Here is a 12,651-nt window from a genome sequence, read left to right as displayed (position 1 = left end):
GGCGTCCATGTTCATCGATACGATCTCCGACGCGGAAGACAGGCTGGCCATGCCGTGGGTAGCAGCGCTTATGGCGGACGGATATTGCATCGTCCCCGATGCGGTGCCGGCTGGCATGGTCGAGGCCCTTCATGCGGATCTCGCGGAGGATTTTACGAATGCGCCTCGCGCGTCGGGAGCCTTTTACGGCGAATGGACGAAGCGCTTTCACAGCCTGCTCCGCCGTTCGCCCCATATGGACGGCTTCGTCCGGCATCCGCTGGTTCTGGGCGTCGTGGAAAGCATCCTGGGATCGGGCTGCGACTCCATCCAGTTGAACTTGACCCAGGCGATCGAGATTTTGCCCGGCGGGCGCATTCAGCCGCCGCACCGCGATCAGGACATGTGGCCGGTCCGCGTTCCCGGTGTCGAATATCTCGTCAACGTGATGTGGCCGTTCACGCCCTACACCGCGGCCAATGGCGCCACGCGCCTATGGCCGGGCAGTCACCGGCGCCAAGATGAGATTCTGATTGACCCCGCGGAAGCGATCACCGCCGAGATGGAACCTGGTTCCGCTCTCCTGTTCCTGGGCTCAACCTTGCACGGCGGGGGGGCGAACCTGACGCAATCGCCTCGGCGAGGCATGATCGTCAGCTACAGCCTGGGATGGCTCAAACCCTATGAATTGCCGTGGCTCGCCTATCCGCCAGAGATCGCCAGGCACTTCCCGGCCGGGCTTGCTGCTTTGGCGGGCTACCGTGCCCACCGGCCCAATCTCGGAACCTTCGAGGGCCGCTGCCCCTCGATGCTCCTCGACGCCGACCGACCCGAAACGGTTGGCGCGGTCGATGCGCTTCGGCCCGAACAGGAAGCCCTTATCGCGCAATTCTACGCAGGTGCGCTTCCGGCGAACCTCACCGTTCAGTCGGACAGGTGACCTATGTCCTGCGACCTGCCCCGCGTCAGTGCGACGTTCGACCGATGTGTGATGATCAGCCTGGCCGCCCGCGCACACCGTCTGATTTCCCATCAGTTCGGCCGCGATCTCTTCTCGATGCCTGCGCTCGACATGCTGCTCGACCTCTATATGCGCAAGGACCGGCAGCCGAGATCGCTGACGAGTCTTTGCGCGGCGTCAGATGCGTCCGAGCGCAATTGCCAGCGGATCATTCACCGCATGGTCGAGCGCGGCTTGCTGCTCCGCTCGCGCGATCCATTTGACGGCCGCCGTATCAACGTCGAACTGGCTCCAGAGGCGATCGAACGGCTCAATGGCTTTTTCGACAGGTTGGTCGAGTTGCTGTCGGGCTCTGAACTGCATGGCCGGCCGCCGGGCCATATATGCTGAGAAGAGGGAGGCGCCCGCACCAGCGGCGGTCTCGTCATGACGGCTTGCAACCGGAAGCGATGTAATGCACATTTTGCAGGCAGCGCGGATGATGAGGCCGGGGACCGCCTGCAGGATTGACCTACCAGGCATGACAGGCGCCCATCCATGAAGGCTGGGCACACGCATTGGATATTGAAGCCCGCCCCCAATGGGTGGTCCTGTCGTGACAGCATTTTCGAAAGCATTCGCCGGTGCACGTGATCGTGCGCCCGTTCGGGGCATTTCTTGAAGCCATGCTCCGGTCAGATGGTGGCCAGCACCGTGCGGCTGGCGGCGGAATCGATCGCGAGCAACTCGACGCCGTTTACCGGCTCGAGGCACCGAGGCTCAGGCAGCTGCTCAAGCGCAAGATCTGGCTTGAGGACGAACGGAACGATATCGTCCAGGAAGCCTTTGCGCGGCTTGCGGCCTCCACATCGGGCGCCGCGCGCTATAATCCTGGCGCCTATCTGCAGGGGATCGTCCGACATCTGCTGGCCGATCGCGTGCGGAATTGGGTCAGAATGCGATCGGTTGACCCGCTCGATTTCGCGGTCGAATGTGAACCGCTTGGCCCGGACACGGCTGCTGAGATAAGCGAAATGCGGGAGAGGTATCGAGCGGCCGTAGACGCCCTCCCGCCAAAAACACGCGAGGTCTATTTGCTACATCGAGGGGATGATCTGGGATACAAGCAGATCGCTGAGCAGCTTGGCATCAGTATCCGTACAGTGGAATGGCATGTGGCGCAGGCCATCATCCGGATCGGCAAGAGTATCAGCACTGATGGTTGATCGCGGCAGTCCCGACGACATGGGCCGACAGGACCAACTGCTGGAGGAAGCCTCCCTCTGGTTTGCGCGCATGCGCGGCCCCGACGCAGAACAGTATCGCCCTGCCTTCGAGGCCTGGCTTGCGCTCGGAGCGGTGCATCTTTCGGCCTATAACCGCGCAGGCGAGATTTTCGCCATGGGGCGATTTCTCGAACATGAAGCGGAAGCGGCATCCCACGACGAAGCGGACGCCCCTGCCCGTTGGCGCGGCTACGCGCTGGCGGCGAGCCTTCTGCTGGTGGTCGGAGCCAGCGCATGGTTCGGCAGGGATTTCCTCAGCTCTTTCGTTGGCCTGAGCGAAGGAACGCCGGCGTCATCTGTCATCGCCTCAGCGGGGAATGAGCGCTGGACGGCGGATGGCGCCCGCCGGACGATCCGGCTTTCCGACGGCTCGCTTGTGACGCTGGACGACGGCGGCGCGCTCAGCGCCCGTTTCGACCCAAAGCGGCGCGAGCTGCGTCTCGAACGCGGGCGCGCCCGCTTCGACGTCGCGCATGATGGCCGACCATTCATCGTATTTGCCGGCGATGGAAGCGTGACTGCGCGGGGAACCATCTTCGATGTCATCATCAACCGCGACCAGCTGGTGACCGTGCGGCTGCTGCGCGGCGCGGTGGATGTGGAGCGGCCAGCCACCGGCACAGGTGATCGCAGGACCGTTGCCCAAGCTATAACCCGTCTGGTCCCCGGTGAGGAATTGAGCTTCGGCCGTGCGACGTTCCCCGACCTCGCCACACCGAGCAAGTCGCCGGGAACCGAATTGATCGCTTCGATGCCGCAAATCCCTGCAGTGCAGGAATTCGACAAGGCTTCGCTGTCGGCGGTGGTCGCCGAGGCGAACCGGGGATCAACGCTTCCGATCCGCATCGCCGATCCGGCCGTGGGAGCGTTGACCGTCTCGGGACGATTCCGGGTGGATGACCCGGAACAGGTCGCGGACCGGCTTGCGGCGCTGTTCGATCTTCAAGTCGATCGAACCCGGCAGAATGAAATTGTGCTTCGCGCCCGATGATCCGATAAAAAATTTGGAAGACCGACCCCGTAGATTGCACTTTTGTTGCGATGCCCTCTGAAAGTCCCGCCAAAATGGCGGAATTACAAGGGGGCAAGTCATGGGGTTTATGCGTAGCCAGGCTCGGAATCATCTACTCGCGGCAGTGGCAATGGGTGTCATGGCCGTTGCCACACCTGCGCAGGCGCAAGGCGGACTCACCCAGGACTATAGCATTGAGGGCGGGGATCTCGGTGACGCGCTACGCCGCGTCAGCCGCCAGTCGGGCCGCGAGATAATCTTCAGTGCCGAGGCGGTCAGCGGCAAGCGTGCTCCGCCGCTTCGTGGGACCTATAGCGCCGACGACGCCGTTCGTGCCCTTATAGCGGGAAGCGGCCTCGCGGCCGAGTTCAGAAAGGATGTGATCCTCATCCGGGGGCGATCGGAGCCGCCGGGCGCGGTAGATAGCCGTTCGGCGGACAGTCCGGAGATCGTGGTTACGGGATCGCGCATCAGGGGCGCTCCACCTGCATCCCCCACGATCGTCCGCCGTCGTGACGAGTTGCTCAGTGCAGGGCAAACGGACCTTGGCGAATTCATTCGCAGTCTTCCGCAAAATTTCTCAGGCGGGCAGAATCCCGGCGTTGCCGGAGGCGGAAATCAGGGTGGAAACGAAAACATCAGTGGTTCGTCAACGCTGAACCTGCGTGGTCTCGGCCCCTCGGCTACCCTCACACTCATAAACGGCCACCGCGTCGCCTATGACAGCCTCAGTCAAGGCGTGGACATATCGCAAATTCCGGTCGCTGCGATCGACCGCATCGAGTTGGTCGCGGACGGAGCCTCGGCTCTTTATGGCTCGGATGCGGTCGGCGGTGTCGCCAATGTGATTCTTCGCAAGGACTATGACGGACTTTTGACAAGCGCTCGGTTCGGTGCATCGACGGACGGAGGCAACGAGCAACAACAATATGGCATTCTCGGCGGTTCGACTTGGGCCGGAGGGGGCTTCTTCGCCAGTATCGACTATAGCAAAAATACACCGATCACGGCGCGCAACCGGGATTATACGCGAATTCTGGACGACTCGGCGAGCTTGTTGCCAGGCCAAAGGCAGGTGGGCGTTCTTGTCGCCGGGCATCAAAGTCTCGCTGAGGGTGTAGAGCTGAAGCTCGATGGCCAGTTCAATGATCGCAAGACCAGGCGGGTTCAGCCTTTCCTGATAACGTCAAACGCCGAGACGAACGGTCTGATCTCGCATCCTCATGTTCAATCCTTCTCTGTTTCCCCGTCGCTGGAGATTTCTTTGCCCGCCAATTGGCAGGCAAGCCTGTCGGGGACATATTCGGAGAGCAACAATCATGTGTTCTCACGCCGATATGCTGCCGGGGTACAGACCTTATCCGGCAATATTGACTACGATAACCGATTGAAATCGATCGAGGCATCCGCCGAGGGACCTACATTCAGCCTGCCGGGTGGCACGGCCCGCCTCGCGATCGGCGGCGGTTTCCGCGAGGCGGGCCTCGGTGCGCGGGTCACGACGGTGAGTTCCACCGGCGTCACGGCTACCACGACCAATTTCAACAAGGCACGCCAGGTCTATTATGCGTTTGCGGAAGCATCCCTGCCGTTCGTCGACAGCGCTGACGCCGTCCCGCTTATAGATGAGCTTTCGGTAAGTGCTGCTCTTCGCTACGAAAATTACAAGGATGTAGCCGACCTCTTCACTCCCAAATTTGGCGTCATCTATCGCCCCTTCCCAGGTGTGACGCTCCGAAGCGCCTGGGGCCGTGCGTTCAAGGCACAGACGCTCTATCAGGAATTCCAAGTCCGACAGGGCGTGCTGTTTCCGGGGTCCATCTTTCCGGGAGCTGCATCCACGAAAACGGTGTTCGTAGCTGCGGGCGGCAATGACAATTTGAAGCCCGAAAAAGCTACGACTTGGACCGCCACATTGGAGGTGGAACCAAAATTTCTACCCGGTCTGACGCTCCAGGCGAGCTATTTCCACGTCAACTACACTGACCGTGTCGTCCAGCCGCTGGGAAACAACCTCTTTCAGGCCTTCTCGGATCCGATATACAGCGCCTATATCCTCTTGAATCCATCGTCGCAGTTCCTGGCGGACCAGATCGCTCGCCTACCGCAGGGACTGTCAAACGCGACGGGACAACCCTATGATCCGGCCAATGTCGGAGGCTATCTCGACGCATCGCTGCAAAATGCCGCTGTCCAAAAGGTCCAGGGGATCGATCTTTCAGCCGAGTATCGCACGCACTTCGAAAACGGCGATCAGCTGAGTTTGTCGGCGTCGGCAAGCTACCTCAAGAGCGAGCAACAATTGAGCGAAGGGCAACCGACGGTCCAGCTTGCAGGCCTCATTTTCAATCCGCCGCATTTGCGCTGGCGCGCGGGCAGCAATTGGGAACATGCCAATGTCACTCTGTCGGGATTTGTGAGCTACATCGGCGGAACGACCGATAATCGGTATGTCCCCTCTCCTCACGTCGGCTCGTTCACCTCCGTCGACCTGGTTGGGCGGATCAAGTCCACCGCAACCAATGGCCTTTTTAGCGGCATCGACGTAACGCTGAGTTTGCTGAACATATTCAATGAAAAGCCGGCGACGATCACAAATACAAACCCGGCTGATCCGCCCTATGACTCGAGCAATTACTCCGTCGTCGGACGCATTGTCAGCCTGACTCTTATCAAGTCCTGGTGATGTTTGGGATGGACCGGCGGCGCATCGGCGCCGCCGCATTGCTGCTACTCGTCGGCGCTTGGGCCCCGCAGTCAAAGGCTGCGTCCTGCGAGGGAATGGTTCCGCCACAACGGCAAATATCAATCCCTCGTCCCCTGCAAAGCGCCGACCTCCTCCGTCTGAGGGATATCGGGTCTAACGGAGAAATGTCCCAGGCGCCGATGTTTAGCCTGTCACCGGACAAGCTGAGCATCGCCTTCGTGTTGCGGCAGGCAAACGTTGAAAGGAACAATTATTGTCAGGCTTTGATCGTGGTCCCGCTGAAGCGCGCCGGTGTTCCCAAGATCATCGATGACGTAGGCACTTTGATAAGGGCCACCTATGATTTTCGAGGCAAAGCAGACTTTCCCACCGGCATTGCGAAGGTCATCACACCGCATTGGCTGCCGGATGGGCGGCAGATCGCATATCTCAAACACCTCGCGGGAACTGCGCAGGTCTGGGTGGCGAATGTCGCGACGGGCATCAGCAAGCCTTTGACCCATGCGACCGCCGACGTGGAGGATTTTGTGATATCGTCGGATGGGCGCTTCATCGTCTACAGTACCCGGCACGCCCTTGTGACCGCGCTCGCCCAGATCGATCGGGAAGGGCGAACCGGTTTTTTGTACGATGATCGCTATGCACCTGCATCGAGCAATCGTCCTTTTCCCAGGACTCCCGTCCCCCTATCCTACTCGACGATCGAGCTGGCGTCCGGCAAGAGCCGAGAAAGCAGCATCGCGGAGATTCAGCTACTCACCAACAGATCTCCAGCGATACCAGGAACGCTTGCAATGGCGCGTTCTGTGCTCGGATGGAATGCTCGGATCATGGTTCCCAAGGACCAGGCACTTCCGCTTGTGACATCGCTGGTTGCGGATAACGGCCGTGGGATGGATTATCCCTGCACTGCTCCCGCTTGTGCCGGCAGGCTGGTCTCGGTCTTCTGGTCCGCTGCCGGAAATGTGGTCTTCTTCATGCGACGAGAGGGATGGGCTTCGGCTTCAACTGCGATCTACGCATGGATGCCCGACCAGGGGGCGCCTCGGCGCATTTTCTCGACCGACGACATTCTGGCCGATTGCAAAACGACAAGCATTTCACTTATTTGCGTGCGCGAGGGATCGATACGACCGCGCGAGATTGTCGAAATCTCGCTATCCAGCGGCAAGCTTCGTGTGCTGTTCAATCCTAACCCGGAATTCCAATCACTTCGTCTCGGCCAGATTGAGCGTCTGCATTGGAAAAACGGCTTCGGGATAGAAAGTCTTGGAGATCTCGTGCTTCCCGTCGAGTATCGAATGGGCCAGAGCTATCCGCTGATTGTCGTTCAATATGATACGCGCGGTTTTCTGCGTGGCGGCACAGGTGACGAATATCCCATTCAACGGTTCGCTAATCTGGGCTTCGCCGTGCTGAGCGTCAGCAGGCCGCGCGATATCGGTCTCATACGCGGCGCAAAGTCGATCAACGAGGCAGAAAGGCTCAATCTGGAGGATTTTGCGGACAGGAAGAGCGCCCTGTCCACGGTCGAGACTGGTGTCGCCATGCTTGTCGCTCGCGGCGTGGCCGATCCTAAACGGATCGGCATAACGGGGTTCAGCGACGGAGCGTCCACGGTTCAGTTCGCGCTTTTACATAGCAATACCTTCGCGGTGGCCGCCATGAGCCAATGCTGCTGGGATCCTTCATTGCCGCTTCGCGTCGGCTCAGGCGCGATGCGCGATTTCAGAGCTCAGGGTTACCCTCGCCTCGTTGATGAAGCGGCTTTCTTCTGGTCGCAAATTTCGCTTGCGCGCAACGCGGCGAAAATTCGCGTTCCGATTCTGCTCCAGGTTGCTGACATGGAATATATGAGTTCGCTCGAGAGCTTCACCGCTCTTCGCGAGGTGGATGCTCCGATCGAGATGTATGTCTTTCCCGACGAGCAGCACGTCAAATGGCAGCCAGCGCATCGGCTGGCGATTTATGAGCGGAGCGTCGATTGGTTCGTCTTCTGGCTGCAAGGCAAGAGAGGGGCGCATAGCGAGCGCAGAGCGGAATTTGACCGATGGGAAACGCTTAAAGAAATGTCTAAAACACTTCACTGACATGAACCGATCCGCCATCCCAAGATGCGGCCCAGGCTTCGGCATCAACCAGATGGAGTATCTTCACCTGTTCGATGCCAATATTCGGCCCAGCATCGGACAAAGTTTGTTCGAGAGCGCGTCCGTCAATGACGCCGTGCTTGGCAAGCCGGCCGTCTAGCAATCGATCTCGGATTTCGGCTCGGCGGTGCTCAATGATCTGAGAGCCGAAGGCATCCGGGCCACCCTTCGTGCGCCTCGATATTAGGACCTCGGGTAGGTCAGGCGTGAAAGCCTGCCTCGCGACTGACCTGTTCATACCACCATCGCACCACTCCCAGCTCTGAATTCCCAGGCAAGCCTCCATGATTGGTTGTGCCATGAGGGGGTCGATGATCGGTGCGTATGTGCTCCGCTGCGAGCAACCGAGGCTTTGCTGGGCGCGCAGGAGGGAGGCAATATGTGCGGATTTACCCGGTAGAGCGCCTGAAGGCGCAGTTAGCCACGGATGGGAAAATCCCTTTTCGGCAAAATCAGCGCAGCGCTGTGGGTCCAACAGCCGGGCATCAGGCCGCCAGGAATAGGATCGGCGCCGCGACAGAGCGACGCGCGAGGCTGCGCGCAGGGCTTGCCAGACGCTGCACCCATTCAGTCGGCATATGTCGCCAATCGTCCGGAGAAGATCGCAACTGGGGCCTTCACCGAGCAATCGGTCCAAGATCGCGGTCGCTGACTGGGAATAGCCGAAGACATTATCGCCGCCATTGCCAGTAAAAAATGCCGGGATTGAGTGAGCCTGTGCGATCCGAATGAATTCTGCGTCGAATGCCTGGGCAAGGCTTCTCCCGATTGGCCGCGGCAAATGTGCAACTGTCGATTTGCCGAGATCGACATCCTCGAGGCGATAGAAGGATTCGTACAGAGGGACGCCGAGATGAGAGCAAAGTATCCTCGCGGGATCGCGCTCGTCACCGTCCGGATCATTGGTCGCCATCGTCAAGCAGTGGAGTTCGGCCCTACTTCGCTTCAGGCAAGCCGCGACGATGGATGAGTCCAGACCTCCCGACACGCCGAGCAATACCTTATTGAATAGCGAGGCCCATGCGGAGATCGACAAAGTCACCGCTCGACGCAGCAGTTCGATCGACTCGGACGGCGGTCGGCCCGGCAAAGGGCGCGCAAAGTCCCAAGGGTTCCACATGGGTTTCGTGCATGACGATTTCTCGACACTGGAAACCTGAGTACCGGGGAGCACTTCCCGTACATTCTTGAGCGCGGTTGCGGGAGCCGGAAGCCCCGCGCTCCAGAGCTGCCAGGCAAGGCAGTCCCAATCGATCTCGGCGCGTGATGCAAGCGCCGCATAAATCAAGGAGACGTTAGAGACAAAGATCGTCATCTCCGGTTGGTGGACCCAATAGCAGGCCAATCCGCCCGAAGGGTCCCGCAGAACCGAAGGCTCCCTCCCGCCATGATAGGCGACATATGCGCCCCAGTACCGCTCGATCAGCGCGACCCCGTTCGAAGCCAGGATCGCCTTTTCCCGTGTAGCATCGAGCGATGTCATCTTCGATGGAGGACCATGTTTTTCAAAGAGGGTCCCGATGATGACGCCCTCGCCATTACCGAGGTCAAAAACGTTCAGCCTTTCTGACGAGAGAACCACCGCAGTATCGGAGGTCCAAACCACGCTCAGCTTCGTCTTGGCGCAAACCCGTTCGACTGCCCGCTCCCTGATGGAGGGCTCGGCTGCGATGATCAACGCGTATGCCATCGGGTTCAGACCGCGAGGATCGGCGTGAACAGGCGTATGTTCTCAACGCTGTCGTTGAGCACATGTGTGTCGCTCTGGACCCAGCAATGAGCGGTGAAGGGGTTGATGCGCACGCCAAGCACTAGCGCGGTCGGGATTTTACGGCGCTGGCAAAGCTTGAAAAATGCGATCGACCTGGGAAGGCACCGGTCGGCGGGACTGAAGAGCAGCGCCGATCGCGAAAAGCCGTCCGCGATCGCCTCGGCTCCGACATGGGGCTCGGGCCACGTCTCCACGCTCTCCTTTCGGCGAGAGAGTGTCGCAACGACAGAGCCGAATGACTGCGTCCGCAAAATGGCTGTTGACCATAACTGGGCTGCGATGGATTGGCAGCAGACCGTCAAGGAAGCGCGGCGTGGATCAGGAAGTATTTGGGCGCTCGGCCGCGGCACTTTCGTGGGCTCGATCTGAGTTCCAACCTCCACTCGTTCCAAGATTCCGGCCTTGATCAAATTATCAAGGCGTAAGGTTGGATGTCTGTCAGGAAATTCGGGCGACGATAAACTCCGAAAGTCGGACTCCCAATCTTGAGGAAGACAGAAATACCTGCCTGTTGCGACATTGATAAAAACGAGACGGTCGCCGCAATCACAGAAGCTCAGATCCCCTTTCAATGCGTAAGCCATCGTTCGCGCACGCCCCGGATGTAAGTGCGGCGCGTACCGGATCGGCACGCGCCGCGAAGTGAGACGTCAGTCGATGCCGAGTCCGGGAACCAGACGCTGACCGATGTCCTGATCGTTGAAGTTCTGGGCGCTGCCCTTTGTCTCGTCGACGATCGCACCCAGGTCGATCAGATGGTCATCACGATTTTCGTCATTGCGCTGCATGGGATTACTCCTCGTGTTTCGCCGCAAGAAGTTGCGACAACGCGAAAATAGCGTGGAGCGGCACCATGCTGGCGAGGATATTCCCCGCCAAATTGGCGTGGTATCCGCCACGAACGCAATGGGGCGAAACACAGATACAGCTGTGTTTCAACAATCACTTGGGATTATGGGATATTCCACCAGCACGGCGGTCAGGGCGCAAATACGCCCGAGCTCTTCAGGCGGTCAATTCTCCGCAGATGATAAGATTCAACGCGTCTCCGCATGCTCTTGTGGATATCCTTCACGTCCGCATTTATGAAATTTTGCAATTCCCTGACGGCAGTTGACGAACTGAATGGTTCCGCGATTCGCACATAGTGCAATCGTTCATTCGTGCGGCGAACATCTGCAGCCAACCGGCGATTGCCGGTGTCCGCCGAGAGCGCCACGAATATCTCGGTCGTAAGCTGAGCCATGTCGATGGCAGTCGGAACGATGATGACGTCCGCGAACCGGAGCAAGGTGCGGCGAACCGCAGATTCTTTCAGCCCGGAAATGACGCCCAATATCATCTGCATATGGCAATCGTACAGATCAATGATGTCTCTCGGTTCATCAACCGGGACGGTAAAGCCGCCGTCAGGGTGATGCACCAGAAGGCCTTGCCCAACCATGATGCAGGCTGCCTCCCGCACCGGCGTCTTGCTTGCCCTGTGCCGCATTGCGAGCTCTTGAATGTCAAGCCGCCGTCCGGGAACGAACGTCCCAGCCAAATAGTCGGCCTTCAGCGCGTGATAGACGCGTTCCTGAAGCAGCGGATCCATCGCCGCCATCAAAGGCTCGCTCCGGCCGCAAACTGGGGTGATCGCCAGCGAGGCGTCAACGCTGTGGTGAGTTGGCTGAGATTCCGCTCGGCGATGACCTCGATGCACAACCTCTCGAGATCGCAAAGGTCGCCCATGGCGAGCTGCTTTGGGAAGGACATGCGCTGTCCCGCGAACAGCAGCGGGATCAAGATATGGCCAGTCGAAAGGCCAAGCCGATAGGTGCAGAGCAGATGATCGTCGAGTTTGGACTTGGGGTTGCCAGACTCGATCTCGCGCAGCCAGCGAACCCCCATTCCGAGGTCCATCGCCAATTGGCGCTGTGTTATGCCTTCGCGCTTCCGTGCTTCTTCGATCTGCCGTCCCGACTGCAATTTGACGTACGAGAGCGGGCTTTCAGCAACGGACGCCGCGCATTCAAGCGACATTTCCGCGTCTCCTTTACGGGAGATACTGCCCGCCAAGGCCATTGTGCAGAGCAAAAGCTAGGTGTGCATACCACCACTGTCAAACGGAACCTCGGCCATTCTGTCGGGATCTGTCCATTGCAGCCGCTTGAAATCGCTCAGCTATCTGCGGTTGGGCAGACGCCGATCCTTTTGACCGGCCCCTGCGCGCGATCGAATGCGGCGAGGAGGTCCGCGCCATCGGCGAGCGTGAGCTGCCGGAGTGCGAGGATGTAGATTGTTCCCAGCGTTGGCGGCGCCCGATCCGGCATGGCGCAGCGCAGCCGATCGGCAATATTGGATGCGACATCCCAAAGGCGGTGGGACGCACCGACATGATGCTCTTCGCTACCGCTCAGCCTTGCCTCCCGCAATTCCTCCAGTTGCGCGACCAATGCGCTCGCCGGAACGGTGTCGAGATAGTTGACCGCGACATGCAGCGTCGTCCCCCAGGCAATGAGGCAGCGGGTCGTTCGAATTAGGTGGCAATGTGAGTCGATAAGAAGATCCACGCCGGCGGGTGAGAGCCGGAGCTTGAAGCTGCGTGTCGGTCTGCCCATTGCGCCTTCTACCTCCTTCCCAACGGGGATCGGCCACCGTCTCGGTTCCGAAAATGCGCCTGTTTTCCTTTCAAATTGCCCCAAGCGGCAATGAAATGCCGCTTTGGTCCGTTTCATGCGCATCGCGAAGATTATCTGTCTTCAATACTCCAATCATAAACTTCTGAGCTTTCTCTCGCCGGTTCGGCACTTCAGTGCCCTCCCTA

The 12,651-nt window shown here is 59.5% G+C and carries 12 protein-coding genes; 6 read left to right on the top strand and 6 right to left on the bottom strand.

Annotated features, from left to right (window positions below; translation table 11 throughout):
• Window positions 1-7 precede the first annotated feature (7 nt).
• The 6 genes from AC3WT0_RS10335 to AC3WT0_RS10310 all read left to right on the top strand — a co-directional run bounded on the left by AC3WT0_RS10335 (window position 8) and on the right by AC3WT0_RS10310 (window position 8,014).
• On the top strand, window positions 8-919 hold the full coding sequence (locus AC3WT0_RS10335; protein WP_492753429.1) for a phytanoyl-CoA dioxygenase family protein: 912 nt from the start codon (window positions 8-10) through the stop codon (window positions 917-919).
• A gap of 51 nt (window positions 920-970) precedes the next feature.
• Window positions 971-1,330 (top strand): hypothetical protein, encoded by a 360-nt coding sequence (locus AC3WT0_RS10330; protein WP_492753428.1) that lies wholly within the window; start codon window positions 971-973, stop codon window positions 1,328-1,330.
• A 233-nt stretch (window positions 1,331-1,563) separates the two neighbouring features.
• A complete protein-coding gene (locus AC3WT0_RS10325) occupies window positions 1,564-2,145 on the top strand; it encodes an RNA polymerase sigma factor (protein ID WP_492753427.1) in 582 nt (193 codons plus the stop codon).
• Window positions 2,138-3,196, top strand: coding sequence for a FecR family protein (locus tag AC3WT0_RS10320; RefSeq protein WP_492753426.1), 1,059 nt, complete (start codon window positions 2,138-2,140; stop codon window positions 3,194-3,196). The genes AC3WT0_RS10325 and AC3WT0_RS10320 overlap by 8 nt, the downstream gene beginning before the upstream one ends.
• A 160-nt stretch (window positions 3,197-3,356) precedes the next feature.
• Window positions 3,357-5,903, top strand: a complete 2,547-nt coding sequence (locus AC3WT0_RS10315; RefSeq protein ID WP_492753425.1) for a TonB-dependent receptor domain-containing protein — start codon at window positions 3,357-3,359, stop codon at window positions 5,901-5,903.
• Window positions 5,903-8,014, top strand: coding sequence for an Atxe2 family lasso peptide isopeptidase (locus AC3WT0_RS10310; protein WP_492753424.1), 2,112 nt, complete (start codon window positions 5,903-5,905; stop codon window positions 8,012-8,014). The genes AC3WT0_RS10315 and AC3WT0_RS10310 overlap by 1 nt, the downstream gene beginning before the upstream one ends.
• On the opposite strand, the gene AC3WT0_RS10305 is transcribed toward AC3WT0_RS10310, so the two are convergent.
• The 6 genes from AC3WT0_RS10305 to AC3WT0_RS10280 all read right to left on the bottom strand — a co-directional run bounded on the left by AC3WT0_RS10305 (window position 7,998) and on the right by AC3WT0_RS10280 (window position 12,562).
• Window positions 7,998-9,752, bottom strand: a complete 1,755-nt coding sequence (locus AC3WT0_RS10305) for an asparagine synthase-related protein (RefSeq protein WP_492753423.1) — start codon at window positions 9,750-9,752, stop codon at window positions 7,998-8,000. The genes AC3WT0_RS10310 and AC3WT0_RS10305 overlap by 17 nt on opposite strands.
• A 17-nt stretch (window positions 9,753-9,769) precedes the next feature.
• Complete coding sequence (locus AC3WT0_RS10300) at window positions 9,770-10,429, bottom strand: lasso peptide biosynthesis B2 protein (protein ID WP_492753422.1); 660 nt, start codon at window positions 10,427-10,429, stop codon at window positions 9,770-9,772.
• 66 nt (window positions 10,430-10,495) lie between these two features.
• On the bottom strand, window positions 10,496-10,633 hold the full coding sequence (locus AC3WT0_RS10295) for a benenodin family lasso peptide (protein WP_492753421.1): 138 nt from the start codon (window positions 10,631-10,633) through the stop codon (window positions 10,496-10,498).
• A gap of 191 nt (window positions 10,634-10,824) precedes the next feature.
• A complete protein-coding gene (locus tag AC3WT0_RS10290; RefSeq protein ID WP_492753420.1) occupies window positions 10,825-11,448 on the bottom strand; it encodes a GntR family transcriptional regulator in 624 nt (207 codons plus the stop codon).
• Window positions 11,448-11,867, bottom strand: a complete 420-nt coding sequence (locus AC3WT0_RS10285; protein WP_492753419.1) for a helix-turn-helix domain-containing protein — start codon at window positions 11,865-11,867, stop codon at window positions 11,448-11,450. The genes AC3WT0_RS10290 and AC3WT0_RS10285 overlap by 1 nt, the downstream gene beginning before the upstream one ends.
• A 137-nt stretch (window positions 11,868-12,004) precedes the next feature.
• A complete protein-coding gene (locus AC3WT0_RS10280; protein WP_492753418.1) occupies window positions 12,005-12,562 on the bottom strand; it encodes a hypothetical protein in 558 nt (185 codons plus the stop codon).
• Between the last annotated feature and the right edge of the window lie 89 nt (window positions 12,563-12,651).

This window comes from Sphingomonas sp. EU05-FHT14C10 (assembly GCF_058790595.1).
Note: the sequence above shows the minus strand (reverse complement) of the source record. Positions and strands in the feature narration are given on the sequence as shown.

What these genes read in the sequence shown, in the direction of transcription:
- AC3WT0_RS10335 (WP_492753429.1), top strand. Translation starts at nt 8, where the DNA reads ATGTTCATCGATACGATCTCCGACGCGGAAGACAGGCTGGCCATGCCG.
- AC3WT0_RS10330 (WP_492753428.1), top strand. Translation starts at nt 971, where the DNA reads ATGATCAGCCTGGCCGCCCGCGCACACCGTCTGATTTCCCATCAGTTC.
- AC3WT0_RS10320 (WP_492753426.1), top strand. Translation starts at nt 2,138, where the DNA reads ATGGTTGATCGCGGCAGTCCCGACGACATGGGCCGACAGGACCAACTG.
- AC3WT0_RS10315 (WP_492753425.1), top strand. Translation starts at nt 3,357, where the DNA reads ATGGCCGTTGCCACACCTGCGCAGGCGCAAGGCGGACTCACCCAGGAC.
- AC3WT0_RS10310 (WP_492753424.1), top strand. Translation starts at nt 5,903, where the DNA reads ATGTTTGGGATGGACCGGCGGCGCATCGGCGCCGCCGCATTGCTGCTA.
- AC3WT0_RS10300 (WP_492753422.1), bottom strand. Translation starts at nt 10,429, where the DNA reads ATGGCTTACGCATTGAAAGGGGATCTGAGCTTCTGTGATTGCGGCGAC.
- AC3WT0_RS10295 (WP_492753421.1), bottom strand. Translation starts at nt 10,633, where the DNA reads ATGCAGCGCAATGACGAAAATCGTGATGACCATCTGATCGACCTGGGT.
- AC3WT0_RS10290 (WP_492753420.1), bottom strand. Translation starts at nt 11,448, where the DNA reads ATGGCGGCGATGGATCCGCTGCTTCAGGAACGCGTCTATCACGCGCTG.
- AC3WT0_RS10285 (WP_492753419.1), bottom strand. Translation starts at nt 11,867, where the DNA reads ATGTCGCTTGAATGCGCGGCGTCCGTTGCTGAAAGCCCGCTCTCGTAC.
- AC3WT0_RS10280 (WP_492753418.1), bottom strand. Translation starts at nt 12,562, where the DNA reads ATGAAACGGACCAAAGCGGCATTTCATTGCCGCTTGGGGCAATTTGAA.